The organism is Paenibacillus sp. BR2-3 (assembly GCF_046529485.1).
In the GTDB taxonomy this organism is placed as follows: domain Bacteria; phylum Bacillota; class Bacilli; order Paenibacillales; family Paenibacillaceae; genus Paenibacillus_AQ.
In genome coordinates this window covers 2,796,898-2,823,512 of sequence record NZ_CP126311.1, presented here as the reverse complement: position 1 = coordinate 2,823,512, position 26,615 = coordinate 2,796,898, and the positions used below count along the sequence as shown (strand labels likewise).

Sequence of the window (26,615 nt, the reverse complement as noted above, 5' to 3'; positions counted from 1 at the left end):
AAGACAGTCCCTATTTATAAAAGGAACTGCCTAACTATTTCCGTTAATCTTCCTATTTACCTCTTTTATTGTACCAAATCAGCGCATGCAGCTGCGGCAGCACATGTGCGTTATTCATGCCTGGATCAGCAATGACCTTGTTAAACAGCCATTCCAAACGTCCCAGCAGTCGGGCTGAAATATCCCCTTCCTCGGTTACATTATCATTGCCAGGCTGAAGGAAAAATGGCACCTCCGGATACCTTTTATGAACAATCCGTGCATACTCATAATCCTCATCATTAAAGACGACGATCTTCAAGCTGTACGAGGATACGATGGTGTCCTTCATTCTGTTCATAATTGTTTCCAGCACTGTCCAATCTGTACTCATACCGGAACTAGGTGGCTTGGGACTGATGGTTAGCATATCCACCCTGCTGAGCCAGTCCTGCCACTTGCTGCCCTGCGTCTCAATTGCTACCTTTATGCCGCGTTCTTGAAGCTTAACAATAAGCTCCATCATGCCATCACCAATCAGGGCAGGATTTCCACCGGATAGGGTCACACAGTTGAAGTTATCTGCCGCAAGTTCCGTAAGTTCCCTTATAATATCGTCAGCTTCCAGCATACGGACCTTATCCTTGGCTGAGCCGTCCCAGGTAAAAGCTGAATCACACCAGCTGCAGCGGTAATCACAGCCGTACGTGCGTACGAACATGGTTTTGACCCCAATGACCGCACCCTCACCCTGAATGGTCGGCCCAAACATTTCAATCACCGGTATTTTACTCACAATCGCAGCCCCCATACAGGCGGTAAGCCGGACCTTCTTCCGGTATATCCTCAGCCAGTACTTCCGCCCAGGCGGTAGGCGTCTCCCACAGCTTTACCGAATACAACGGAAGATCTGCTTGTTTCAGTTTATACGCGATATAACTGGACATGTTCTCTACTGTCGTACGAAATGATAAATGAGCTACCTTTGAACCCGTGTTCATCAGTGTTTCCAGGACGGGCTCGTTGCCCATGGCCAGAAAAGAGTGATCCAGCCGGTCGATCAATGATTGCTTAATCGTGGTTTTCATATCACTGAAATCGATAACGAATCCTTCATCAGAGTGACCCTCTACCGTTGAGGGACGGCCTTTTAGCACAACCTCAAGCTTATAGGTATGTCCGTGCAGGTTACTGCATTTTCCCTTATGCCCGATGAGCTGATGTGCCGCGTCGAACGTAAAGATTTTACATACTGAAACCTCGTTAAGCATTAGGAGCCGACCTTCTTTCTTTCGGCCTCATATTGTTCAAGCCCTCTGCTGCGCAGTTGACAAGCCGGACAGGTTCCACAGCCGCTGCCTTTAATTCCGTTATAGCAAGTCAATGTGTGCTCACGGACATAGTCAAAATAACCTAATTGATCGGCCATCTGCCACGTTTCTTTTTTATCAAGCCACATCAATGGGGTATGAATTACAAATTCATAATCCATGGACAGGTTCAAGGTGACATTGAGTGACTTCACGAATACATCCCGGCAATCGGGATATCCGCTGAAATCAGTCTGGCATACGCCGGTTACGATATGATGATAGGAGAACTGCTTCGCCATAATTGCGGCAAAAGACAAAAATAGCAGGTTACGGCCATCCACGAACGTTGTAGGCAGCTCATCGCCCTCTCCGGCAGCAATTTCAATATCACTGCGTGTCAATGCATTGGGCGCCAGTTGATTAAGCAATCCAAGATCCAATATATGCTGTTTCACATTAAAATGACGGGCAATTTCAGTCGCAACCTCAATCTCGGCGGCATGACGCTGATTGTAATTGAAGGTCACCACTTGTACTTCATCGAAATTCTGCAAAGCCCAGATCAGACAGGTCGTACTGTCCTGCCCGCCGCTGAACACGACAAGTGCTTTTTTGTTCATTGTATGAATCTCCTTCTCCTTAGCAATATCCATTAACGGTTATCTACCTTTTCGGGATACAAATCATGATTTAGCAGACGATGTTCTGCCATGGTCTCATATTTGGTTCCCGGACGGCCCCAGTTGCAGTAAGGATCAATGGAAATGCCTCCACGCGGAGTGAACTTGCCCCACACTTCGATGTACCGCGGACCCATAAGGGCTATAAGATCGTTCATTATAATGTTGACACAATCCTCATGGAAATCACCGTGATTACGGAAGCTGAACAGATATAGCTTCAGAGATTTCGACTCCACCATCTTTTGCTCCGGAATGTACGAAATATATAAAGTTGCAAAATCAGGCTGTCCCGTTACCGGACATAGACTTGTAAACTCCGGACAGTTGAACTTAACGAAATAATCGCGTCCCGGATGCTTGTTGTCAAACACCTCCAGGATTTTCGGGTCATAACTGAATTTATACGCAGTGCCCTGGTTCCCCAGGAGCGTGACCTCTTGCATTTCCTCTTTCAATCTTCCTTCTGACATGACAAAAAACCCCTCTCTTTTCCTTCGGTATTTACCGTATGGGAAAGAAGAACGAGATTTCGAAAACCGGCTCTACTAAGAAGAACGGCATCACCTATACAAAAGGGGCCGTTATAACGCTGCATATAAGGAAATGAAGTTTCGGCTGCGCCAAGACTTTTCCAGCTATTTTGTATTAAAGTGCTGCTTATATACTCCAGCGGTCTTAGTTTTTTATAGAGGGAGTTTGCGAACCTCTCCTGCGCAGGAATGCCGCAGATATCTTCTTTATACTTAATGTGCGTCTAGTACTATACCACGATAGAGGGTCCAAAGACAAGTATTATATGTGGTCCAGAACCAGTGAACACAGCAACCCGAGCGCGGCAGCCATGCCCGTCACCGGACCGCCTTCCTCATACGCTTCCGGCCTAAGTTCATACGTTGATACAGCAGCCGTCATATATTCATAACATTAATCATTAATGTTATGAATCATTATATACACATTCCTTGGGATCAGATGGATTCATTTGCAGGAAAAGGGGTAACTTAAACTTTATAATCTCCTAAAGGATGGGATCTTTCATGGAACAGAGTGTAGAAATACTGTCAGATTGGCTTAACTCACATGTAAATCAAACCATTGTCATCGAGAAGCATGAGCTTGCTGATCTGGACATTGTACACTTCAAGCTGGAGAGCCTGGATTTCAGAAGCGGCGAGGATACGATTGACGATTACCTGGATCATGCGCTGATTCTGAGGGGCAGCGGAAATACCCTGAACAAATCAGGTGAATCGGTACCCCTGCCGCAGAACAGCTATGAGATCGCGGTCAGTGGTCTTAGATTCAGTCCCTCGGATGACAAAAGGTTTCAAGCCCTTACGGATCGTGCGAAGTATATCTTTTCTCTGGAGGAATAAACACAATAAAGAGAGGCCTCAGGGTGCTGCCCCGAAGCCTCTCTTTCATGAATTATTCTTCTCCGATGATTTCCACTTCGGTCTCCAGTTCAATGCCGAATTTATCTTTTACCGTGTTGCGGACATGATGAATAAGTCTGATGTAGTCAGTAGCCGTTGCATGGTCTGCGTTTACGATAAATCCGGCATGCTTTCTCGACACTTCCGCCCCGCCGATTCGGGTACCCTGCAGGCCGCTTTCTTGGATGAGCTGCCCCGCAAACCGCCCGGGAGGCCGTTTAAAGACACTTCCACAGGAAGGGTACTCCAGAGGCTGCTTCGATTCCCGAAGCTCTGTCAGTTCATCCATCGAGGACTTGATCTCCGCATAAGCTCCGGACTTCAAGGTAAAGTGCGCCTCCAGAACGATAAACTCTCCGCTTGCAAATATACTTTTTCTATAGCCCCACTGCAGCTCATTTCCTAATAGCGTAATTAATTGCCCATCCTTTTTCAAAACAACCGCGCTGTGCAGCACCTGGGCGATTTCTCCGCCATAGGCGCCGGCGTTCATATAAAGTGCTCCGCCTACCGTACCGGGTATTCCACAGGCAAATTCAAGGCCGGTCAGCTCCTTCTTAAGCGCAAAGCGTGAGACTTCGATGATTTCGGCGCCGCACTGGGCGTATAAAAGACCGTCTTCTCTCAAGCCCATTTCGGTTAAACCGGAGGTTTGCAGAACGATTCCGCGCACCCCTCCGTCCCGGATAATTACATTTGAACCATTTCCGAGAACAGTAAGGGGTACATTGTGTTGATGCGCATATGTAACGACACTTTGAATCTCCTCATAGGTGGTGGGGATTGCCAAAATATCGGCCTGCCCGCCCATCTTCGTATACACATGGTCTTTTAAGGACTCGTGGCTCTTTAAGACTCCGGCCATTACGAGCTTCTGTAGATCCTCAAGAACTTTGTTGATGTTCATATTTCAGGCTCCTTACTCTTTATAAATGATGGCATTAGTAACTGCCTGAATATCCTGAATGGATGGGATTGAATTGGTTTGCACCCACAACTTTAACAACGAACAGGCTCCCTTGTCAATGACGGGAACCTGTTGCGGACCTAGTTACTCTTAATGACTGCCTTCTCTCTGTAATCATCTCTGCGAGCAGCTCTTTCCACTTCCTTAAGACGCGGACAGGTGTAACAGTATCTTCTACCTTCTGTCCGGTAAAACAGACAGCAACGATTTCGCATCTGTACCGTGCGTTTCGGATCGGCTATATCTTCAATTAGGAGTACATTTACCCGGAACGGATTTTTGGACAAGCCGAAGATTTCAGGGGACAGTTCATTTTTCAGGCATATATAATCCTCTTGAAGGATTTTTACGGTGGTGCTGTTGTTCATTTCCGCAGTCAGATTCTCAAGATAGTAATTGAATTTCGTCGGCAGCTGCCCCCATATTTGACCAGTATTCAAACCACTGACCGCAGACAGGCATTGTATAAGTGGCGAAGCGGTATTCTGGTAAAAGTCCGCAAGAGTGTTATATCGCCACTTCCCCCGCTCCAAACCGCTCGCAGCTGTATCAAACGTCTTCCATTGCTGTAACGAATACATGACCCGGCAGTATCCGCCGTCTGGAATAAGATGTATAACAAGATTAGCCAGCCTAAGATCCGGCACCGTATCAAAAGCCGAAATGGAATACTGCAGCGCCAGTGCCACATTCGAAAACCAGTTAGCGAAATAGGCAGCTGCGGCTGTGTCGTCCAGGGCTTTCATCAACGGGCTGTAGCAGTCTATAAATTCCCGCATATTCTCTTCCTTCACCAGTTCCGCTGCTAAAAATGAATGTTTCGCACCTTCCGGGTAAGATAGCTGAAGATCGAATCTGGCTCTTAGCTCGTTAATCAAGTGATCATGCATTTCTTATTCCTCCCTGTCATTAGCCGGCTCAGTGCAGCCTCGTTCAGTTTATCCCACAGATCCTTTATTAGCTGCCAGTCCATAAGGCATACAGAGCGGCACACCTGTACGCGGGTCCGCCATAATATCCGCTTCAATCCCGAAGACCTCGCGCAGCACATTCGTTGTCATTACTTCGACAGGCGGGCCTTCACTAATCACCTTTCCTGACTTTATCGCAACCATATGCTGTGCATAGCGCGAAGCATGGTTCAGGTCATGAACTACCATAATGATGGTCCTTCCTTCAAGCTCGTTCAGCTTTTGGAGCAGCTGCAGCACCTCCAGCTGATGGGCCATATCCAGGAACGTGGTCGGCTCATCCAGAAAGAGGATGTCGGTTTGCTGTGCCAATGCCATGGCAATCCAGGCCCGCTGCCGTTGACCTCCCGAGAGACGGTCGATAGGACGATCACTGAAACTCTCCATGCCGGTCACTGCAATAGCAGCAGTAATAATCCGGCGGTCCTCCGTTGTTAATGTTCCGAAGCCCTTTTGGTGCGGATAACGGCCGTAGCTTACCAGCTCAGTAACCGTCAATCCATCGGGTGCGGTCGGATTTTGCGGCAAAATAGCCAGCTGGCGGGCCACCTCTTTGGTTGGTAAGGTGTGAATCGATTTGCCGTCCAGCATCACACTGCCGCTCTTTGGCTTCATGATCCTTGCCATGGTCTTAAGAATGGTTGATTTCCCGGAACCATTCGCCCCGACCAGAGCCGTTATTTTCCCGGTAGGGAGCGTCAGGTTCAGGCTGTCCACGATCATAGCTTCCGCGTACCCGATACTCAGCTGCTCTGCATGCAAACGTTCCGGCATTAGTTCTCTCTCCCTCATATCTATATTTAAGCCTTTGATTTCGCAAGAAGATACAAAAAGTACGGTGCTCCTATTATGGCTACTACAACACCGGTTGGAATTTCCGCGGGCTGCAAGACCCATCGTCCAATCGTATCTGCCGTCAGGAGCAGCAGCCCGCCGGTTAAAGCAGAAGCAGGCAATAGAATCTGATGTCTTGGGCCGACCAGCCTTCTTGCCAGGTGAGGCGCAATAAGCCCGACAAAGCCGATTCCCCCGCTGACAGCCACACAAGACCCCGCCAGGGCAACCGCTGTGGCCAAAAGGAGCATCCGTTCCTTGTTCACCGCCGCACCAAGACCCGTGGAGGTCTGATCTCCCAGGTTCAGCACATTTAAGACTCTTGCCTTGAAAAAGGCAAAGGGCAGCAGGATTACTATCCATGGCAGCAGCGCAAGAACAAACCGCCAATCCCCGCCCCAGATTTTGCCCGCGATCCAGGTGGCGACAAATTGATAATTCTGCGGATTGAGACGCAGTGCAAACACAATTTGGCAGGCGTTAATTCCTGCAGCAACGGCAATCCCGATTAAAATTAACCGTGTGGGAGATAAACCGTCTGCCCGCCGATAAGCAAGGAAATAGATCAGGGCTGCCGTTAATGCGGCTCCCGCCAGAGCCAGCACCGGAAGGACAAGTATAGGCGCTGAGGTTGTTGCTGGAAAAAACGATATAAACAGGATCACAGCAAATCCAGCACCTGCACTAATACCGAGCGTGGCCGGTTCTGCGAGCGGATTGCGGGCCACGCTTTGCAAAATACAGCCGGAGACTGCAAAACCCGCTCCGACGAGTATTGAAATTACGATTCGTGGCAGCCTGAAGTCGAAGAGAATGAGCTTTTGCTGCTGAGTACCATCACCCAGTAGAGTGCGAATAACATCCTGTGGAGAAAGACGTATGAATCCCGTATTCATACTGATGACAAATACCATAACAATTAAAGCAGCAAGCAAAAGAATAACCGTTATTCCACGTGTTCGGCGCCGTCGTTCATCAAGAGATAAGGTTGAGTTACTCATGATTGTGGTGCCCTCCGTTCTTTACGCGCCAAATAGATAAAGAACGGAACCCCGATCAAGGCTATCAGTGCTCCAAGAGGCGTTTCGAAGGGAGGATTGATGACTCTTGCAGCAATGTCTGCGAAGAGGATCAGCAGAGCTCCAAGTACGGCTGAGCATGGTATGACCCAGCGGTAATCGACACCCACCAAATAACGGGTAAGATGAGGAATCACCAGGCCGACAAAAGCTACAGGGCCTACAGTGGAAACGGCCGACCCAGCAAGCACAACGACGATGATAATCCCCGCCGTTTGAACCAGCCTTGTTCGCTGCCCCAAACCGGCTGCCACCTCACTGCCCAAACTGAGCAATGTAATGGAGCGTGACAGCATCATCGCAGCAATCAGCGCTACTGCCACAAAAGGAGTCATAATCTTGAGCTGAGCCCAGCTTGTCCCTGCAACACCTCCTGCGAACCAAAAAGCCAAGTCCTGTGAGAGGTGAAACAGAATAGCAATACCCTGACTTAGTGCAACCAGCAGAGAGCTTACTGCCGCACCGGCCAAAGTCAGGCGAAGCGGGGTCAGACCGTTATAGGATAAAGAGCCGATTCCGAATACTATAGTGGCTGCAACCGCAGCACCAATAAAGCAGAATAACATAATATACGTAAAAGAAATCGCAGGCGCAAAGGCAAAGGCCAACGCCAAAGCTGCTCCAGCACCGGCATTTAAGCCTAGCAAACCTGAATCCGCAAGCGGGTTGCGGGTCATCCCCTGCATCATCGCACCGGCTACAGAGAAGCTTGCTCCGACCATAACACCCGCGAGTGAACGCGGAATACGAAGCTCTTGTATTACCTGATGCTGCTGCAGATCCGGATTAAAGTGAAATACCGCTGCCCATACGGTGGCCAGATCAATATCAGCCGCCCCCACTGTGATGGATAACGCCATACCGAAAGCAATGGCCGCAAGTCCAAATATGATGATGCTAAGGGCTGCTGCAGGACGAGAAGCAAGCTGCCCCCGCTCAGCAGATTCCGTATTTTTCTGATTGGAGTGAGAAGATAAAAGCATGGGTCGTCTCCTTCATAGTTGATAACAACAATCATTCTCATTATTGCAAATATATCTGTTATGTACAATCTCTTGCTTAAAAGAAAAATGTGCAGGCCTTGTATCCTAGGATACTGGATCTGCACATTTCTCCTACACCGAATACTCAAGATCTTATCCATCGCATTATAGTTTCCCTATTTCACAAGGAACTTCAATACATCGTCTATAGTCTTAGAGCCGGCGGTCGCACCGCTGTATAGCCAACTGCTGGTAGAACTTAACTCATAGACATTACCGGCTTTGACCGCAGGGATACCCTTCCAGATCGCGCTGTTGATGATATCCGAGCCCTCTGCCTTATCACTGTTCACAAGGAAAATATGATCGGCAGTCAGTTCAGACAGTTTCTCCAGGGAAATCGGGTTCCATGTTGCTCTCTTTTCTGCAGGGATTTCAGTCACCAGGTTCGGAAGAGTTATTCCCAGATCGTTATACAGCACGGCTCCGCTACTGCGGGTTTCATCCACGATGTAGAAGTTTTTTTGCACCAGCCAAAGGATAGCAGCGGACTCTTGTCCAATAGCGCCGGTGATTTTTTCTTTTGCATCAACCGCTTTTTGATCGTAGTCTTGTATCGCTTGCTCCGCCTCTGCAGTTTTGTTCAGAAGCTCTCCAACTTTTAGGAGGGTTTTGCGCCAATCCTTGTATATTTCGTCGCCAATTACATAGGTCGGTGCAATCTTGTTCAGTTGATCATACTTTCCATTCTGAACATCCGCTTCGGACCCGACAATGATAAAATCAGGTGCAAAGCTTATTACGGCTTCCAGTGGAAGATCGTAGCTGATTGTAGGAACTTCTTTGAGCTTATCCGACAGGTAGTCCTGAATACCGTTTGGTACCGACCATTGCGCCACCGGTGTCACTCCCAGCGAAACTACAGGATCTTCAACATAAGATGCAAGTACACGCTGCGGGTTGGCCGGCACCGTAACCTTATGCCCCATGCCGTCTGTTACAGTCTTCTCCACTGCAGGTGCTGTCGTTTGTTCCGGTTCGGCTGTTGCTTCGGCGGTAGGCTGCCCTGTGGCTTCTGCTCCAGTATTTGCTGAGTTTCCGGTGTTGTTATTTCCGCAAGCGGATAAGAACACCATCATCACCATTAATCCTATTAGTGCAAATCTCATGCTTCCCCATCTCTTTTTGTTCAACGAAAACATTTTTACCCCTCCTGTATGTACTTGCTGTGAAGGTCGAAGGAAGTATGATCCCCGCCTTGTCTCTTTAAATGATATTGATTCTCATTATCTATGTCAACATAAAAATAAAAAACAGCGGAAATTCCTAATTTTCAGGAACATCCGCTGCTAATATTTAAGCAATTATTTGTGCAAGTGATAAGGAACCGTTGCAACAACGATATCCTTTTGATTCATTAAATAAGTGCGAATTAATATGCTGGTCTGATTATGCAGAATTGCCTGCCACCAATGCTTCGTAATAAACTGGGGAATCAGAATTGTAATATGATCCGTGGCAGCAGTCTTCCATTCAACTGTATCAATGAATTTAACCAATGGCCGCATAATACTGCGGTACCTCGAACGCAGCACAATCAGACGAACGCCGGGATTCCATTCTTCCCATTTGTGCTCCATTTTCTGAATTTCCTCTTCATCAAAACCGACATAGACGGCAACTACATTGTCAGTAAGTGATTTCGCGTAGCTTAAAGAATGGAGAACGGCACGCGTCACACCGGACACCGGAACGACAACCGTACTGCCTTTGATCACCGGCTTCTCAATATCCATCTGGATACGAAGCTGATCCGCAGTGTTCATATAATGTTGATAAATACGGAAGAATACGAACATTACAAGCGGCAGGAAAATGAACGCCATCCATACACTGGAGAACTTGGTGATAACAAAAATCAGGGTAATGGTCAGGGTGGTCAGCATCCCCACTGTATTTACAGCAAACTTGCTTTGCCAGCCTTTCGGTCTCAATCGGTACCAGCGGACCATCATCCCAAGCTGTGACAGCGTGAATGGAATAAATACGCCGACTGCGTAGAGCGGAATCAGACCCTCTGTATTCCCGTGAAAAGCAGCTACAAGCAATGCCGACATCACGCCGAGAAAAATAATCCCGTTAGAAAATCCTAGGCGGTCGCCGCGGACCATAAATGCATGCGGCATATATTTGTCTTTGGCCAGCATGCAAGCGAGCAGCGGGAATGCAGAGTAGGCCGTATTCGCAGCCAGGAACAAGATGACCGCCGTAATCCCTTGAATGAAGTAATACAGACCTCCGCGCCCAAAAGTAGATTCAGCAATCTGAGAGATGACCGTTGCTTTTTCATCAGGCATAATCCCGTACCAGTAAGCGAGGAGCGTAATTCCGGTAAACATACTCCCGAGGATCACCCCCATTAATACCAGGGTCTTTGCGGCATTTCTCTCCGCTGGAGCTTTGAAATTGGGAATGGCGTTTGACACAGCTTCTACACCTGTCAGTGCCGAGCAACCGGAACTAAACGCCTTAAGTAAAAGAAACAAACTGACGTTAGATACTACAGCGCCGAATTCAGGGATATTGGCATGCACACCGCCCGTAGCATATTTGATAACTCCGGCGATGATGAGGACAAAGATGGATACGACAAACAGATATACCGGTATCGCAATGAATGAGGCCGACTCTGTAACACCGCGAAGATTAAGTATAGTTAAAATAATAATTACTGTGATTGCAATCAGCACTGTATAATTATGAAGACTTGGAAAAGCAGACGTTATCGCATCCGTTCCAGCCGAAGCACTAACTGCTACGGTCAGGATGTAATCCACCAGCAAGGAACCACCAGCCAGCAAACCTGTGGGAATACCCAGATTCTTCTTTGCTACGATATAAGCTCCTCCACCTTGCGGATAAGCATAGATCGTCTGGCGATAAGATAAAATAAGAATGGCCAGCAAACCCAATACAGCGATTGCAATCGGCAAAGAGTACCAAATGGCCGTGAAGCCGGCAGCCACCAGCACGATCAGAATTTGTTCCGTTCCGTAGGCCACAGACGAAAGCGCGTCTGAAGACAGAACCGCGAGTGCTTTCACCTTGGATAACTTTTCATGATCGAGTTCGTTCGACTTCATGGGACGTCCGATCAAAAGTCTTTTTACTTTGCTAACCATTATTAGAACAGTTCCTCTCTTTGGTGAGTTGAAACGGAAATTCCGCGCGCCGTTTTCAATAGTGGATTTTCAAAAATGCAGGCACAAAAATAAGCATACGGACATGATCCGCATGCTTATGGCATGGTCATTATCCCACTTTTGCTTACGAGGTTAGCTGGCGGATTCGGACTGTGGAAGCCCTACGGACCCGGTATGATCCCGGTGCCGATTCACCCCTTTTGACCCTTAGGGTCAAGTTTGGTTCCCCCGTTTTTCCTACGGAAAATTCAGCGCATATTCAACTTCTCACAAGGTCTAATATTAGTCTACATAGCGATTACAGTAAAGCGTTGAAAAAAATGAAAAAAGAATGAAAAAAAGACCAATTCCCGCAAATTGATGATCGGGCAGGTTCCTTTCTTTCATTCTCTTCAATTATCCCTTTGCCCCGTGTTTTTATAACGTTTTGCCTGAATTTCGTAACAGTTTCAGAACAAATTATGAATGCCCGTCATGTTCAAGTTCTTCCTCATTCTTTTCCTCCCCGCGGTCACGTCCGGTCCACAGCAAAATGGATATCAGAGTAAACGCGGTCAGTGCCAGCAGCGGGATGGTAATAAAGCCAAAATAATTCAGGTAATCCTTGTTGCAGGGAACGCCAATCGTACAGGGCAGCACCTTACTTAGAGCAGGGATCTTCTGTTCCGCATAGTGATACACGGAGATACTCCCGCCAATCAGGCTGAGCGGCAGCACATAAGGGATAATGCTTTTGTCATTTCGATATGTGGCGATTCCTAGCAGAATCAACTGCGGATACATAAAAATGCGCTGGAACCAGCACAGCTTGCAAGGCTCGTACTTGAGCACCTCACTTAAATACAGGCTTCCGGCAACGGCGATCACTGAAACAATCCATGCCAGATACAGACAGTGGCGGCGGCAAAAGGATGAGAACCTGCTCATTGGCTTTCTGCTGCTTTGGCAGCTGTATCTATTTCTTGGGAGATCGCTTCAAAATTAAAAGGTTCATTGATCTTCAATCCGTTAACAAACACAGTAGGCGTTTGTGAAACGTTATTATCATTAGCCAGAGTATTGTCGCGCTTCAATTCATCCGCATACGTCTGATTTTGGATATCCTTGCGCAAGAGGTCATAATCTATGGACAGTTTCTCCTGCTCTGCCAAGTTTACGAGAAAATCCTCCGTTGCCCACTCTTCCTCTTCATTTCCTTGGTTGGCATAGAGTGCGTCATAGAACTTCCAAAATTCATCATTATTCTGGTGGTACACAGATAAAGCCGCAAGCGAAGCCGTCTCGGAATCCGGACCAATAAAGGTCATATTCACGAAATAAAAAGCTGCTATGCCCTGATCAACATAGTTCTGAACGATTTGCGGCTTGATCACTCCAGTGAACTGCGCGCATGCAGGACATTTGAAATCCCCGAATTCTACAATTTTGACCGGAGCGTCCTCTTTACCTAACCTTGGGAAATCGCTGTAAGTAAATTCTACTTTTCTGTTGGAGCTGCCGCTTGACCCGCTGTCTTTAGAAGCTAAAATAAATAATGCCGCAAAAACAATAACTACTAAAGCTACAGTAACAATAAGAAGCACCCTGCTCTTTTTCTTCTGTCGTTCCTGCTCTGCTCGTCGCTTCTCCTGTTTACTCATTGTCGGAAACGCTGTGCTGTTTTTTTTAGTTTTGCTCAAGGGGCGTTCCTTTCTGTCCGGTAGCGACTGGGCATAGTAAATGTAGTGTAATAATTAAAAATTATATAATTAAAGAACTCTCCTTGGCAAAAGGATTACTTGAGTCTTCCAATGCTTACCTTATTCTCCGCTTTATTGATCGGGGCCGGATGTGCCGACTTTGGGGCCTGTAAAGGGATCCGGAACGCAAACTCTGCCCCGCCTCCCTTTGCCGCTGCCGCCCATATCTCGCCATTCATCAGATCAACCAGCTTCTTGCAGATCGACAGCCCCAGCCCCATGCCGGAAAATTTACGGTTATGGGCAGCGTCGAGCTGGGTAAACGGCTGGAACAATAAACCGAGCTTGTCTGGATCCACTCCTATCCCGGTATCACTCACCTTAAACTGCAGACTTATGGTTTCTCCTTCAGTACAGCAGGATTCAAGGATTAGACTCACTTTGCCGGAAGGAGTAAACTTCACTGCATTGCCGATTAAGTTCACCAATATCTGCCGGATACGTGCTGCATCACCAATCAGCAGATCCGGGATAGCATCGCTCACAGACAACTCCAAACGCAAATTTTTATTACGTATAATAACCTCGAACAGGTCCATGCATTCTTGCAGCAGCAAAGACAGCCGAAAAGGGGCCGTTTGCAGCTGTACGGCATCGGCTTCCATTCTCGATAACTCCAAAACATCGTCAATGACCTTGAGCAGCGCCTGACTGCTCTTAGCCTGCAGTTTCAACAGCTCCAGCAGCTCCGGATCATTCAATTCATCCGCCAGCAGCTCATTAATGCCTAGAATCCCGTTAAGCGGGGTACGGATTTCATGGCTCATGGTAGCCAAAAATTCACTTTTCATCCTGGCGGCGCCTTCCGCCGCTTCTTTTGCAATAATCAGCTCTTGCTGGAACTGCACCCGTTCTGTAACATCCTTGGACACTATATATACATAATTCTGATGATCGGATTGGAGCGGAAACACGGACGAGCTGCAGACTAACACTTTACCGCTTTTAGTCCTTACCGAGATCTCCAGCTTGCTGGAATGCCCTTTTGCAGCCTTCTGTACTGCTCTGATAATAACCCCCCTGTCCTCCTCATTGAATATATGCAGGATCTGCTGCTTCGAAAAACCGGTTGTGTTATATACTGCTGGATTGGCGCTGACGATTTTCTTCTGAACAGGATCAATACAAATTACCATGTCAGGGCTGAGCTGAAATAACGTCATGTAATGCTGTTCATAAAAACGGGCTTTGGACAGTACGTTCTGCCGATCCATGTACAGGAGTCTGATAACGAGGGAAACAATAAACAGGAATGCTCCACCGACGATCAGTGCTAATAAAGAATTATTCAGCATTAACACTCTGCCCGTAGATCGACCAGATTCAGCTGACGAAAATGAAGTGCCTGCCATTGCTGTATAATGCATCGCGGTCATCGCGCCGGTTAACAGCAGGATAATCGTTATTTTTTTGTAGGAAAAAAGGTTATATTCATTCTTCAGCCATTTCTCATTAAAGGACGCTATAACCCCCACAGCAGCAAGAGCAAACACTACAGAAAACACAAAGGACGAAGTATTCTGTTCAATTGAGGCAGAAAGCTTCAGCGCCATAATTCCGCTGTAATGCATAATCAAAAGACCGGTACTGAATACCGCTCCTGACAGTATTAAATAAGGCTTACTTCGGGCTTGTGGGCTGCTAATCAATAAGAGGGGTGCGTAGGAGGAAAGGATCGGCATAAATAAAGAGAAGAATAACAGAGGGGTATGGTAGGTCATGGCCTTGGTTGTTTCCATAGCGAGCATACCAATAAAATGCATGGACCATAGTCCTATACCCAGCACAAATGAGATCAGAAGAAGAGAACGTTGTTTTCTTGTTCCGCGCAGGAGCCGATCTGTAAGATCAATTGAAATAAAGCAGGCCAGAAGTGCAATAAGAACAGAGAGAATGACAAGCATCACATTGTAGTTATCAGTATGGTGAGGCATTGCCTTAACTCCCTTCTGAATCTGAATCAGTTTATACTTGAACAACTCATAATTCATTTATTAACTTTTACCCGCCTGCCTTCCTCTCGAATCGTCCTGAAATTTAAAAAAAGACACAGCGCCATTCACGGCGCCATGCCTTTCTTATAAGATATTAGTGCTGTCCATTAAGTTCCTGTTTCTTCGATCATAAGAAGTGTTTTCATTACCTTGATACGGGAAATACGTTTGTTGTCCGTCTCATCGACAATAAACAGATGATTATCGAACTCAATCGACTGGCCTACTTGGGGAGGATTTACCTCCAGCTTGGAATAAAGCCAGCCGCCTATCGTGTCATAATCGTCCGTTTCCATATGAAGACCCAGCCGATCGTTAATCTCCTCAATCAGCATCAAGCCATCGATAGAGTATTTATCGTCGTTCAGCTTCTCCACACCTGGGCGTTCCTCGTCGAATTCATCCTGAATTTCCCCGACAATCTCCTCCATAATATCTTCCAGTGTAACCATACCTGACGTACCGCCATACTCGTCAATGAGAATGGCAATCTGCGTCTTGGCACGCTGCATGACCTTCAGCAGGTCACTGATTTGAATGGATTCCGGGACAGTAAGAATAGGACGGATTAAATCAAGATAATTGGGGGCACTTTCTCTTATTAAATCCTTGATGTGAATGAAGCCTATAATGTGGTCCTTATCTCCGTCGCACACGGGATAACGGGTTCGCATTCCTTCATAAGCAATGTCAAGATTCTCTTCAACAGAGAGATGATTGCTCAAACAGATCATTTCCGTACGCGGAATCATGATTTCCCGGGCCATCGTATCGACAAATTCGAAAATATTATCTACGAGATCCATTTCGGTTTTATCAATCAGGCCGCTCTTGTTGCTCTCCTGCATAAGTATCCGTATCTCTTCCTCGGTGTGTGCCGTTCCGAGCTCAGAGGCAGGCGCCAGCCGGAAGACACGAAGCAAGCCGAGTGCCAGGCCATTAACGATCCAGATAAAAGGATACATCAGCTTGTAAAAGACGTTCATCGGTCCGGATGTCAGTAATAGTACAGCTTCGGCTTTGTTTACGGCTATCGTCTTGGGCGCCAATTCACCAAGCACAATATGCAGTACCGTAATCAACACAAACGCGGTCAAGAGTGAAATAACGTAGACAGCCGATTCTCCAAAACCCAAGCCGACTATTATTGGTCTTATAATTGTGGCAATTGCCGGACCTCCAAGCCAGCCCAGCGCAAGAGAAGCAAGCGTAATCCCGAGCTGGCATGCCGAGAGAAAAGCATCCAGATTGTGTACAATGTTTCGCGCTGCTAAAGCTCTTTTGCTGCCCTCCTCAATCAAAGTATTAATGCGGCCGCTGCGGACCTTCACCATCGCATACTCCACTGAAACAAAAAAACCATTCAACAGCACCAAAAGAATAATTAAACTTACATGTAATATACCGGGTAAAGGGTCGCTCAAATTATACTCCTATCCGCCATTCTCCTCGCAGGACGGATAGGCACACCTCCTTCGTTTTCTCAAAATGTCAGCTAGTATACCGCCAGCAAATCCTTTCTTCAACAACTTCCCAATGGACTCAGCTCCTGACTACGATCACGAATTATAAATATATACAACATTATATATATTTATAATCTACACAGTCAAACGATAACGTATGACGAGTGGCCGGGCTTTCGTACCTATTTTTTATCTTTTCTTATCGATTTTGAGCTCTAAAGGGCTCTGAAGAACTAATCCCTGCTATAAAAAATTGGCTGACATAAATAAAGCCCACTCCTATAACAGGAGGGGCTTTGTTCTACCGGAAGTTTCGTGCTACAGGGGGATTTCCGATGACTCCGGGATATTGATAAGTAAGAGGTTCATCAAAGGTAACATAATCCAAATTTATCATAAGTAATAAAATACGCTGTCCGGTTGCACGATCACTTATAATGATATGGTCGCGCCCCGCAGCTTCCAGAACACCTTTGAAAATTTTAGCGTTCCATTCCTTATTATTCTCGTATGTCATATAAAAAGTACCAGTTTTCCCTAAATTAAGCCGCAAAATATTCTCCACATACGATTGCTCAAATACAGGCGCAGTGGTCTGCATGACGGCTCCGGTAGGTGTCATTAGGCTTCCACTGCTGACTTGAGGCGGAACGCTGCCCATCCCGGGCATCCCTGCAGGGGTATTACCCATTCCGGGCATTCCGGGCATTCCAGGCATTCCTGATGTCATATTGCCCATTCCGGGTATCCCGGAAGTTGTGCTGCCTATCGAATAAGTAACGGGACGGTAAGGTTGAACTATCATTTGGTGAACCCTCCTAAAAGTTATGTGAGCATGGGCTGCTTAAAATACTGTCGGACAATCTGTACTCCTCGGTGTAAAGAAGCAGTGCGCTTTATAGCGGCCGGTGTTTTGCTGATTGTACCAGGTGGCTGGACAGTCTCCTACAGGGCGAAAAAACCAGAGGGCATTGGAAGCCGGCCATGTTCGTTCACCTGCAATGGCGCGTTTGGCCAAACGAATATCGGACTCCCGGGCACGCTGATAGAAATAACTTTTCTGCGGCGCTTCGAACCCGCCCGGACTCTGATAAATCATTTGGTTGATATTGCGAATGTTATTAAAATCCAGGCAATTGCCCAGAATCCGGTTCACGCCGACGTTGCCGACCATCAGCATGCCAGCCTCTCCATCCTCCTCGGCTTCCGCTCTCATCAGCCGTGCAAGCATCTTTACATCTTCTGAATTCGCCTTGATGACGGCCACTCTCTCTCCTCCTTCAAGCTGCCTTTGAATCATCGACCTAGTTCTTAACTGCACGATGTATTGTATGTGCGTTAGCCTAAGAGGTGACAATTATTCTTCATAGATCATCTTGCGCGTCATCCCGCCATCAATAACCAGCTGCGCACCCGTCACGAATGTATTGCCTGGAGTGTTAAGTACAGACATGCCCGGGCGATATCCTCTGGCTTGCCAACCCGGCCTGCAGGATGCTGACTATGGTCGAGCTCACGCAGTTCGTTATAGTCCCCTGTTTCAATCCACCCCGGGTTAATGCTATTTACGGTGATGCCATCTTTTCCAAGTGTAACAGCCATGGCGTGAGTTAAGGCAGAGATAGCTCCCTTGGAAGCAGCATACGCTTCGCTATTCGGCTCAGACATTAAAGCGCGCGTAGACGAAATATTAACGACCGCTCCCCCTCCGTCATTTTTTCTCATCGTTTTAGCCGCTTCCCGGGTTGCCAGAAAGCAGCTGCGCGCATTGGTATTCATCACAAGATCCCATTCTTCAATAGAGAGGTCATATAATGAGGATATATGAGGGTTGGAAATGCCGGCATTGTTAACTAGAATATCTATCGTGCCACATTCCTTTACGGTAAAAGCCATGAGCTCGGCAATCTGTTCTTCCTTGCTTACATCACAGGCTACAAATTGGGCTTTACCGCCTGCAAGAATGATTTCTTCCGTTGTTTTCCTGCCCTGTTCTTCGTTCAGATCCGCCAATATCACGTTAGCCCCTTCAGCAGCATAGGCTCTTGCAATCGCTCTGCCAATTCCCTGACCGGCACCCGTAATGACAACCGTTTTATTATGAAAACTCATTTCGATTCACGCTCCAAAGTTATATGTAATAATCTAAATATCCCCTTGCTTCGCCTGGACGAAACAAGAGGATTATGCAATAAGTACTATGCAAAAGCAAGTATAGGAGGTCCATTAACGTTCTTCGGCGGTGGAGTAACTCGGATGACGCTGAAAGCCATGATACCTCGTACCTTGATAGGTTAAGGAACCTCTGTCGCTTTCGGCGCTCATTCCGTATTCCTGCCCATCTACTTTAAATTCCATTCTTACTCCGTCCGGAACCTCAAAGGTTAAATAGTAGGTCATAGTTGTACGGCTTGATATGCCCTCATCTTGCTGCTGCCTGATTTCACTTCGCTTGCTGACAATACGTGCAGGGACGGTCAGCATGGGTGAGCTATTGTTGCGGCTCCACTGCAGCAAGCCCCTTCCTGCCGATACAGCGATAATACCTACCATAACGACGAGGAAGATCGGTATCACCGTTCCGGCAAAATCAAACATCCATGAAGGCTCCGGCCCCATTCCCATTGCTTATTCCCCCTTAACACCCTTAATCCGCCCTCCGTTACCTTTGGGAGCTTCCATACATATATATGCATCACCTAGTCCATACAGCATAAAGAAAGTACATCCTGTAAAAGGAATAGTGTCAATTCCAGCACAATGCAAAAAGACTACACACTCCCTTAAGTTCAAGAAAGAAAATGTGTAGTCTTTAACTGTACCTATTGAGAAATAGATTAAGCATGTACAAGTTCTAATAACTGTTTAGTTTCATCATTTTGTTCTGGCAGCATCCCATTGTCGGCCCAGCATGCTCTGCATTGCTCTTCGGTTTCACACAGGTGAGCATCGTCACAGTTATAGCATAATTGCAGCAGGTTTCTAGTTACATAATCCGTTTCAAATGTTGTCATTAGAATCTCTCCTATCGGAATGTAAGTTTGTGAAATATTGAACTTGTTCTATGTGTTAAATATATCACACGATATTTTAGGAGAATGTGATTTTTTTCACAATTTTAGAGAGAATTTTAAATAATTTTTTTTCTTATATTTTTGATATTCTTCGTCACTTCGTACGGAACAAAAAAAGACTGCCCGCAGACAGTCTCTCATTCTAATCTATATCACTCGCCAGCTGATTCCGCCGTTAGTCGTCTGCAGAAGAATAGATCGTTTATCCTCTTTCTTCTCAATCAGGAGCCAACCCAGATTGGCTGAAAAAAACTGCAGCTTTACCACCTCAGGATACTCGATCAGCTTCGATTGCAGCACACTGCTGGCCGGAAGCGGCTTCCAGGTGACTCCCTTGTTACGGGTCTGGTACAGGATATTATCGTCCAGTGCCCAGCCCAAGGAGGAATTCAAAAATGTCGGAGGCACATTCCTATTCACTCCACTCAGCTGGTTAAGTTTGAATGGAGTAAATTTCCAGCTGTCTCCCCCATCGGCTGTAAAATAACCGTGGTAGGCGATCCTACTGTCCTTGTCTATTTCACAACCAACAGACATCCAGCCCTTACTGCTGTTCGCTCCAAAAAAGTCCGGCTTTCCGGTAATCACCCTGTCGCAGCTTTTCAACTGCTCGTTCACAAGAAATGGTTGCCCAGGCCGCCAAGTGACCCCTCGGTCACTCGTAGTATATATCTTAGGCAGAGCAGCTGTTTGCAAAGCAGCGAAGCCGTGAGTATTATTTCTGAAGATCATGCCGGTAGTAACTCCCACTATAGGAATAGAAGGATTGGGAGATATCGGACTGTACTGCTCATTCTGCATAATAATATTCCAAGTGGCTCCACCATTTACGGTAGAGTACATCGCCTTGCTTTCTTTATAAGAGGTAGAGTTCCAGGACGTCATCAGCCACCCCCGCTGAGGTGAAACGAAAAATATTGAAGAAATAGGATTACCATCTTCTAAGGAAGATACCTTCCAATTTAGCCCACCATCTTGTGTACGCAGCACAATGGTTTCCGTCATCCCGTACGAACCCCGGACGATCCAGCCGTTGCTTGGATCTGTAAAGAAAATATCTTTTCCGTAGACAGGGTTAGATGAGAACTGGATATTAGAGGATGGAGATATATTCGTCCACGTCTTTCCATTATCCCTTGTGATATAGATACGCAGCGAATTTTTAGTAACTCCCCAAGCTATCCCTTCAGACTCACTAAGAAGCTCGAAATCCGTAAGGCGGGTCTGAATCTGGTATTTGGGTGCATCCTCATCATCGATATTCTGTGCATCCGGGGTAATTAAAGTAATCGTCTGTCCCTCTTCCGGCGTTTCCGTCGGTTGTGGCGGCTGCGAGGGCTCCGGCGGAGGAGAAGAACAAGCAGTTAATGCCAACACAGTCAATACCACCAGAAACAGCAGCTTCACATGCTTCAAAGCCAGAGCATTAAATGACAATTCTATCTCTCCTCTCGGACCTTCTAAAAAGGTGTAAATCGGGACCTGATTAAAGTTCTTTCTTGTTAAGCTTACTATTGTTATATCCGTAAAGAGCATAGATTACCAGACCGGCTGCAAGCCAGATCAGGAAGCCGATCCATGTCTCACTTCCCAGATTATACATCAAATACCCGCAGGCTGCCGCACTTAACAGAGGGATAAAAGTTCTCTCCTGTCCGTTGTATAAGGTTAAAAAGTTCATAGTTTATGGTGAGGTAGTGAGGAGCTTAAGGCCCAGACACATAAAAATCACTGCGGCGCCAATATTGGCGCCTTCCTGCACACGCGGTTTCTCCAGCAGCCTGCCGCTAAATACACCCGCAAAATAAGCGAACAAGCCAAAAATGAATGCCGTTAACACAATAAAAATAAGTCCGAGCACAATCATCTGCAGCGGTACTCCTGGAAATAATTGAAGTGCAGCTTTACGGTGTTTCAGTGACTTCCAGGCCAGATTAAACAGATACAAGGCACCGGCAATTTTGAAATGCTAAACATAGCTGTCTCCTTTCCTCTACGTTCGCATTATTATTGTGCCCGTTTTGGGGTAATGAATTAAAAGCGGATTACTTGAAAACACTATGTCCAGAGATTATGATGGATAAGATTGGACACAAAAAATTCGATATTTGGAGGAGATGGAACAATGACCCCCCCATTCAAGCCCAACCGTGTCGTAGTTATCGGGACTGGTGCGGTCGGTACGACAACCGCGTACACCCTGCTGCTACGCCGCCGCATGCCCGAGCTTGTGCTCATTGACGTTAATCATCAGAAAGCACTGGGTGAAGCGCTTGATATGAACCATGGCATGCCTTTTGTCGGTGGAGTAAAGCTGTGGGCTGGCACATATGAAGACTGCCGGGAAGCAGACATCATCATTGTTACCGCCGGCGCCTCCCAAAAGCCTGGAGAAACACGAATTGATCTGCTGCGGAAGAACATTTCAATATTCAAGGATATCATTCAGAAAATTACAAAATACAACCAGCATGCCATTCTGCTGATCGCTACGAATCCGGTTGACATTTTATCCTATGCCACTTTGAAAATAAGCGGTTTTGATCGCAGACGCGTGATCGGCTCCGGTACGGTACTCGATAGTGCCCGGTTCCGTTACCTTATCGGCCTTCATAAAGAAATTGACCCGCGCAGTATTCACGGCCAGATCATCGGCGAGCATGGGGATTCCGAGCTGCCTGTCTGGAGCCTGGCGAATGTTGCCGGAATAGAACTCGGATTTGATGAAGAGGAGCGCAAAGATATCTTCGAAGATACCAAAAACGCCGCCTACGAAATCATTGATGCCAAAGGCTCGACCTCTTTCGCCATCGCGCTGGCTCTTGACCGGATCGTTGTCTCTATCCTTCATAATGAAGGATCCGTGCTCAACGTCTCTACGCTCCTGAACAACTACAATGGAGTTTCCGATGTCTTTCTTGGTGCTCCTTGCGTTGTAGACCGTTCCGGTGTGCGGGAGGTGCTTGACCTGCCGCTTAATGAGGTTGAACTATCATTGTTCCAGAAATCCGCAGAAAAGCTCAAAGGGGAAATTGCCAAGCTTGAGCTATAGAAGGATAAGAAGCCGCCGCCTGTGAGAATGACATTCAGGCGGCTTTTTCAATGGAATTTATTCCTCCCAAGGGCCGTCGTCTTCAGCAGACCATTTCTTATCCTGAAGACGTTCCGCAAGCTTCGCGAAAGGCTCCGGCTGCAGCAGTTCCACCGGTGAGAAGCTTTTATCGAAGGTAAAGGAATCGCCCTCTATGACCAATTTCCGGTTTGAATTCAATGATTTGCGAGGCTGCCTCTATAACTTCCGCCGGTTCCCACTTATTCTGAATATCCCGTTTCTCGCTTGCAGCCCACAGTTCGAGCTCTCTTTCTGTTTGCTGGCGCTCTTCATGGCTCTCATCAGGCCATTTGTTCTCTACATAGCTCTGTACAAACCCCATAACCTGATCATTAATGTTAGCAATTCAGATTTGCGTGTAATGTTAACATAATACTTATTATGTTAACTTATTTCATTTTTCTGCTGGAGCAGATTGAATTGAAGCTTGGACATAGCCTCTTCTTTCTCCCGGCTGGTAATGTGTGTGTATACTGTTGTTGTCTGAATCGATGAGTGCCCCAGCAGTTCCTGCACGGTCCGCAAATCGGCCCCTTTACGCAAGAGCATTGTGGCAAAAGAGTGCCTCAGCTTATGGCTGGAATAAGGACGCCGATGCGTAACAGGTACCTCACTTTGGAAACGGTTGAAAGTATCGGCAGCAATTTGCTGAATGCCTCTTATAGAGAGCCTGCGCCCTTTTTGAGAAATGAACAGGGCTTCCTCTTTACTGCGCCAAGGGTTTAAACGCTCTTCTACTGCCCGCTCCAAAAAAGGAACGATACCCTCCGGGACCGGGACATTCCGCCATTTACGTCCTTTCCCGAAAACCCGGAGTGAACGTCTTTCCACATTATAATCACTGACATTCAGAACATGGACCTCGCCTACCCGCAGACCCATGTAAGACATTAGCAAAAAGACAGCCAAATTGCGTGTCCTGTATTTTCCTTCTATGGCAGACAAAAACCGCTGCAGGTCATTCTCGTCCAGGTAGACCGGCTCACGGTTTTTTTCGGTTTTGGATTTCTTGATGCCCGCCGCCGGATTGGTATTATAGAGCTCAAGCTCCATCAATGCCTTGAAAAAGCAGCTGACCGAAGCATGCTTCCGGTTCCGGGTGGCATCACTTACGCCGCGTTCCCGGACAGAAGTCAGGAAAGAGATTACATGCAGCTTCTTGACAGCATCCAGTTTCTTGCCGTTCAAGCTGCCCAGGAATTGCCGGATATCAGCCAGGTAAGATTTTTGAGTATGGGGAGTGTAGCCGGCATCTTTCATCCAGATCAAAAAGGCGTCCAGTTCTTCCTCGTAGTCTTCGTCCAAATCGCTCACGCTAAAAAGCCCCTCCCCTCTTTTTACGACAACCTATTGTACCATAGAATAACTGGGCAGGAACGGTCTTTTAAACAAGATTAATCAGTCTTAACGTATGGCTGTTTCTTCCTGCCACCCGGCTGCATGCTTCTGTACGGTCAGCAAAAATTCGGTAATAACCGGCGATCTCCACTTCTTGTTGTGATACGCTATTTGAGTGGCAACGCGCTGTGATTCATCATTCCAATTCAGCTTAGCCAGCTTCCCTTCTGCCAGCTCATTTTTTACCGTCACCAGCGGCAAGAATGAGAGGCCCAGTCCGGCCATCACACATTGCTTTATGGCCTCAATACTCCAAAACTCCAGCTTCGGGTCCGGAAATACACCATGGCTGTTCAAATGTCGCTCGAATAAGTTGCGATACGTGCAGCCCGTTTCCGTATGCAGGATCGTTTCTGCTTTTAAATGAAGGGGCTCTACCTCTCCAAGCTTCAGTAAGGGATGATTCAAAGGCGCTACCAGCGCCATTTCTTCATGAATGAGCGTCTCAATGTGCATATCTTTGTATTCGGTCTCCGGCTGCAGGAGAAAGGCCAAATCCAGCTCTCCGGAGCGGATACACTCGGTCAGTTCCCAGCAGGCACCAGGCCTCAGAAGGATTTGCACCTGCGGATAACGTCCGCGAAACTCTTTAATGATTCCCGGCAGGCGGAACGCAGCCAAGGATTCGGGCGCACCAATCCGCAAAGATCCGGCCAATTCACTATCTGAACGAAGGGCATCCTGTGCCAAGATGTGCATTTTAGAAATTTCCTGAGCATAAGGCAGCAAACGGCGGCCGGCATCGGTCAGGATAATTTTTTTGTTGATCCGGTCGAATAAGGGCTGGCCCAGCTCTGCCTCCAGTGCCTGAATTTGCGCTGTAATACTGGATTGCGCATAATCCAGCTTCTGCGCGGCACGCGTAAAGCTGCCAACCTCAACAACCACCAAAAACGTAAAAAGATGACGAGATTCCATATGTACCTCCTGACTACGGGATGGTTCATCGTTTTTTCGAATGGATACGATCTGATAATTCTGTTTTTCCAATGGATCTATTATCTGATACTCTATAACAAATGACAAGGAAAGCAGGATGTAAAAATGAAAGAATCAAGTGGTTTACAAAGAAATATCGGCATGCCTCAGGCCATTGCCCTGTACATCGGCGCCGTGCTTGGCTCGGGAGTATTAATCGTCCCCGGTCTGGCGGCGGAGATGGCCGGTCCGGCATCCTTGCTGGCCTGGGGATTTATGACTTTACTTATTCTGCCTATGGCTTTATCCATGGGACTGCTGTCTGCCAAGTTCCCGAATGCAGGTGGCGTATCCCATTTCGTCACTTTGGCTTTCGGACCGAGGGCAGGTGCTCTTGTCGGCTGGTTCTTCCTGATGTCCGTACCGATCGGCGGGCCCGTTGCCGCTCTAACGGGTGCGGGGTATATGACAGCTGCTATGGGCTGGGGTGACCATGCAAGGATCGCTATGGCAGCGGCCATGCTGGCGGTCGGACTCATCACGAACTGGGTTGGCATGCAGCTGGCCGGACGGGTGCAGATTGCTGTTGTTATTGCGATTGTGGCTGTGCTGGTCTTTACTTTTGCCGCAGCTCTCCCCCGCATGGAAAGCGTACATTTCACGCCATTCGTTCCGCATGGATGGATGAGCATCGGGCAGGCGGCAGCCATACTTTTTTGGTGCTTTATTGGCTGGGAAGCCGTATCCCACCTCTCCGAGGAGTTCAAGAACCCGCAGACCGCTGCGGTAAAAGGAGTAACTATTCCGGCAATTATTGTTGGGATTCTGTATTTCCTGTCCGCGCTGGCGACGGTTGGTACACAAAGCTACCTCAAGGGAGGCTCTGGCGCTTCACTCGTATGGATTATTAGTCAGCCGCTGGGTGCCTGGGGCGGTTTAATCGCCGGGCTTACGGGACTTTTATCTGTACAGCCACCATTATTGCTTATGCAGGCGCTGCCTCCCGGGTCGCTTTTGCCTTATCACGTCAGGGATATGCGCCAAAGTGGATAGGCAAACTGTCCAAACGTTATAATACACCGATTGGAGCCATCGGCTTCCTCCTGCTGTGTTTTATAACCGTTCTTTTCTTATATGGGAGCGGCCTTCTGTCCATCACCACACTGATCCAGTTTCCTAACGCTACCTTTATTCTGACTTATATCGGAGGCTGTGCTGCTGGTATCCGTCTGCTTAAAGGAAGCCGCCCAGGCGTAACGATCAGCTGGATATCTTTTCTGGCGACTGCAGTCGTATTTCCTTTTACAGGCTGGGCAATCGGGTATCCGTTACTGATTACTTCTATTTTTGCAGGAATTCTATACATTCGCAGCAAAAGAATTCCCTCCGAGCCTGAAATGGACGTAGCCGTTATTTTGGACAGGGAACAAAGGGCTTTATAGCTGAAAAGCCTCTTGTTCGTTTCA

The 26,615-nt window shown here is 47.3% G+C and carries 26 protein-coding genes, 3 pseudogenes and 2 riboswitches; of the genes and pseudogenes, 3 read left to right on the top strand and 26 right to left on the bottom strand.

All coding sequences use genetic code 11. The annotated features are described in order from the left end of the window. Positions 1–52: 52 nt before the first annotated feature. Genes queE through queF form a run of 4 tightly spaced genes read right to left on the bottom strand, consistent with a single transcriptional unit; the run spans position 53 to position 2,445 of the window. The gene (gene queE, locus PaeBR_RS13520; protein ID WP_410511106.1) at positions 53–775 is read right to left on the bottom strand and encodes a 7-carboxy-7-deazaguanine synthase QueE; all 723 of its coding nucleotides are present in this window, start codon (positions 773–775) and stop codon (positions 53–55) included. Then, entirely contained in the window at positions 768–1,250 is a 483-nt protein-coding gene (locus PaeBR_RS13515; RefSeq protein ID WP_410511105.1) for a 6-pyruvoyl trahydropterin synthase family protein, read from the bottom strand. The genes queE and PaeBR_RS13515 overlap by 8 nt, the downstream gene beginning before the upstream one ends. Then, positions 1,250–1,912: a 7-cyano-7-deazaguanine synthase QueC gene (gene queC, locus PaeBR_RS13510; protein ID WP_410511104.1), complete on the bottom strand. Its 663-nt coding sequence runs from the start codon at positions 1,910–1,912 to the stop codon at positions 1,250–1,252. Before queC ends, PaeBR_RS13515 begins: the two co-directional genes overlap by 1 nt. 32 nt (positions 1,913–1,944) lie before the next feature. After that, entirely contained in the window at positions 1,945–2,445 is a 501-nt protein-coding gene (queF, locus tag PaeBR_RS13505; protein ID WP_410511103.1) for a preQ(1) synthase, read from the bottom strand. A gap of 199 nt (positions 2,446–2,644) precedes the next feature. Continuing rightward, positions 2,645–2,688: riboswitch (PreQ1 riboswitch) on the bottom strand. 324 nt (positions 2,689–3,012) lie between these two features. On the opposite strand from queF, the gene PaeBR_RS13500 reads away from it, so the two are divergent. Next, positions 3,013–3,351: a hypothetical protein gene (locus PaeBR_RS13500; protein WP_410511102.1), complete on the top strand. Its 339-nt coding sequence runs from the start codon at positions 3,013–3,015 to the stop codon at positions 3,349–3,351. 52 nt (positions 3,352–3,403) lie between these two features. Here PaeBR_RS13500 and murB read toward each other — a convergent pair whose 3' ends face one another. From murB to PaeBR_RS13405, 19 genes and pseudogenes are all read right to left on the bottom strand, one after another. After that, positions 3,404–4,318, bottom strand: a complete 915-nt coding sequence (murB, locus tag PaeBR_RS13495; RefSeq protein ID WP_410511101.1) for a UDP-N-acetylmuramate dehydrogenase — start codon at positions 4,316–4,318, stop codon at positions 3,404–3,406. 140 nt (positions 4,319–4,458) lie between these two features. Next, a complete protein-coding gene (locus tag PaeBR_RS13490) occupies positions 4,459–5,268 on the bottom strand; it encodes a (2Fe-2S)-binding protein (RefSeq protein WP_410511100.1) in 810 nt (269 codons plus the stop codon). A 48-nt stretch (positions 5,269–5,316) separates the two neighbouring features. After that, a complete protein-coding gene (locus PaeBR_RS13485) occupies positions 5,317–6,123 on the bottom strand; it encodes an ABC transporter ATP-binding protein (protein ID WP_410511099.1) in 807 nt (268 codons plus the stop codon). A 26-nt stretch (positions 6,124–6,149) separates the two neighbouring features. Continuing rightward, a complete protein-coding gene (locus PaeBR_RS13480) occupies positions 6,150–7,184 on the bottom strand; it encodes a FecCD family ABC transporter permease (RefSeq protein WP_410511098.1) in 1,035 nt (344 codons plus the stop codon). Then, positions 7,181–8,245: a FecCD family ABC transporter permease gene (locus PaeBR_RS13475; protein ID WP_410511097.1), complete on the bottom strand. Its 1,065-nt coding sequence runs from the start codon at positions 8,243–8,245 to the stop codon at positions 7,181–7,183. The genes PaeBR_RS13480 and PaeBR_RS13475 overlap by 4 nt, the downstream gene beginning before the upstream one ends. 176 nt (positions 8,246–8,421) lie before the next feature. Continuing rightward, positions 8,422–9,447 carry an iron-hydroxamate ABC transporter substrate-binding protein gene (locus tag PaeBR_RS13470; RefSeq protein WP_410511096.1) on the bottom strand — a complete coding sequence of 342 codons (1,026 nt, stop codon included), beginning with the start codon at positions 9,445–9,447 and terminating at the stop codon, positions 8,422–8,424. Positions 9,448–9,609: 162 nt separating this feature from the next. Next, positions 9,610–11,427: an APC family permease gene (locus tag PaeBR_RS13465; protein WP_410511095.1), complete on the bottom strand. Its 1,818-nt coding sequence runs from the start codon at positions 11,425–11,427 to the stop codon at positions 9,610–9,612. Between the two features lie 127 nt (positions 11,428–11,554). Continuing rightward, positions 11,555–11,712: riboswitch (cyclic di-AMP (ydaO/yuaA leader) on the bottom strand. 195 nt (positions 11,713–11,907) lie between these two features. After that, positions 11,908–12,375, bottom strand: a complete 468-nt coding sequence (locus tag PaeBR_RS13460) for a disulfide oxidoreductase (RefSeq protein WP_410511094.1) — start codon at positions 12,373–12,375, stop codon at positions 11,908–11,910. Further along, complete coding sequence (locus PaeBR_RS13455) at positions 12,372–13,088, bottom strand: DsbA family protein (RefSeq protein WP_410511093.1); 717 nt, start codon at positions 13,086–13,088, stop codon at positions 12,372–12,374. Before PaeBR_RS13455 ends, PaeBR_RS13460 begins: the two co-directional genes overlap by 4 nt. Positions 13,089–13,222: 134 nt before the next feature. Next, complete coding sequence (locus PaeBR_RS13450) at positions 13,223–15,178, bottom strand: ATP-binding protein (RefSeq protein ID WP_410511092.1); 1,956 nt, start codon at positions 15,176–15,178, stop codon at positions 13,223–13,225. 110 nt (positions 15,179–15,288) lie between these two features. Continuing rightward, on the bottom strand, positions 15,289–16,605 hold the full coding sequence (locus tag PaeBR_RS13445) for a hemolysin family protein (protein ID WP_410511091.1): 1,317 nt from the start codon (positions 16,603–16,605) through the stop codon (positions 15,289–15,291). Between the two features lie 343 nt (positions 16,606–16,948). Next, positions 16,949–17,452 carry a spore coat protein GerQ gene (gene gerQ / locus PaeBR_RS13440; RefSeq protein WP_410511090.1) on the bottom strand — a complete coding sequence of 168 codons (504 nt, stop codon included), beginning with the start codon at positions 17,450–17,452 and terminating at the stop codon, positions 16,949–16,951. Between the two features lie 39 nt (positions 17,453–17,491). Then, positions 17,492–17,914: a cell wall hydrolase gene (locus PaeBR_RS13435; RefSeq protein ID WP_410511089.1), complete on the bottom strand. Its 423-nt coding sequence runs from the start codon at positions 17,912–17,914 to the stop codon at positions 17,492–17,494. 90 nt (positions 17,915–18,004) lie between these two features. Then, positions 18,005–18,759, bottom strand: a pseudogene (locus tag PaeBR_RS13430) (SDR family NAD(P)-dependent oxidoreductase). A 114-nt stretch (positions 18,760–18,873) separates the two neighbouring features. Further along, positions 18,874–19,266: a DUF2500 family protein gene (locus tag PaeBR_RS13425; protein ID WP_410515179.1), complete on the bottom strand. Its 393-nt coding sequence runs from the start codon at positions 19,264–19,266 to the stop codon at positions 18,874–18,876. 218 nt (positions 19,267–19,484) lie between these two features. Next, on the bottom strand, positions 19,485–19,661 hold the full coding sequence (locus PaeBR_RS13420; protein ID WP_410511088.1) for a hypothetical protein: 177 nt from the start codon (positions 19,659–19,661) through the stop codon (positions 19,485–19,487). Between the two features lie 207 nt (positions 19,662–19,868). Continuing rightward, complete coding sequence (locus tag PaeBR_RS13415) at positions 19,869–21,158, bottom strand: WD40/YVTN/BNR-like repeat-containing protein (protein WP_410511087.1); 1,290 nt, start codon at positions 21,156–21,158, stop codon at positions 19,869–19,871. Between the two features lie 49 nt (positions 21,159–21,207). Continuing rightward, positions 21,208–21,402 (bottom strand): amino acid permease C-terminal domain-containing protein, encoded by a 195-nt coding sequence (locus PaeBR_RS13410; protein ID WP_410511086.1) that lies wholly within the window; start codon positions 21,400–21,402, stop codon positions 21,208–21,210. 3 nt (positions 21,403–21,405) lie between these two features. Next, a complete protein-coding gene (locus PaeBR_RS13405; protein WP_410511085.1) occupies positions 21,406–21,669 on the bottom strand; it encodes a hypothetical protein in 264 nt (87 codons plus the stop codon). Between the two features lie 177 nt (positions 21,670–21,846). Here PaeBR_RS13405 and PaeBR_RS13400 point away from each other — a divergent pair, with 177 nt between their 5' ends. Beyond that, positions 21,847–22,773 carry an L-lactate dehydrogenase gene (locus PaeBR_RS13400; RefSeq protein ID WP_410511084.1) on the top strand — a complete coding sequence of 309 codons (927 nt, stop codon included), beginning with the start codon at positions 21,847–21,849 and terminating at the stop codon, positions 22,771–22,773. A gap of 57 nt (positions 22,774–22,830) precedes the next feature. On the opposite strand, the pseudogene PaeBR_RS13395 reads toward PaeBR_RS13400, so the two are convergent. The 3 genes and pseudogenes from PaeBR_RS13395 to PaeBR_RS13385 all read right to left on the bottom strand — a co-directional run. Next, a pseudogene (locus tag PaeBR_RS13395) lies at positions 22,831–23,170 on the bottom strand (DUF3898 domain-containing protein); the annotation flags it as partial. A 47-nt stretch (positions 23,171–23,217) separates the two neighbouring features. Beyond that, positions 23,218–24,147, bottom strand: a complete 930-nt coding sequence (locus tag PaeBR_RS13390; protein WP_410511083.1) for a tyrosine-type recombinase/integrase — start codon at positions 24,145–24,147, stop codon at positions 23,218–23,220. Between the two features lie 90 nt (positions 24,148–24,237). Continuing rightward, a complete protein-coding gene (locus PaeBR_RS13385; protein WP_410511082.1) occupies positions 24,238–25,149 on the bottom strand; it encodes a LysR family transcriptional regulator in 912 nt (303 codons plus the stop codon). 126 nt (positions 25,150–25,275) lie between these two features. Here PaeBR_RS13385 and PaeBR_RS13380 point away from each other — a divergent pair. After that, positions 25,276–26,591, top strand: a pseudogene (locus tag PaeBR_RS13380) (APC family permease). Positions 26,592–26,615: the final 24 nt, after the last annotated feature.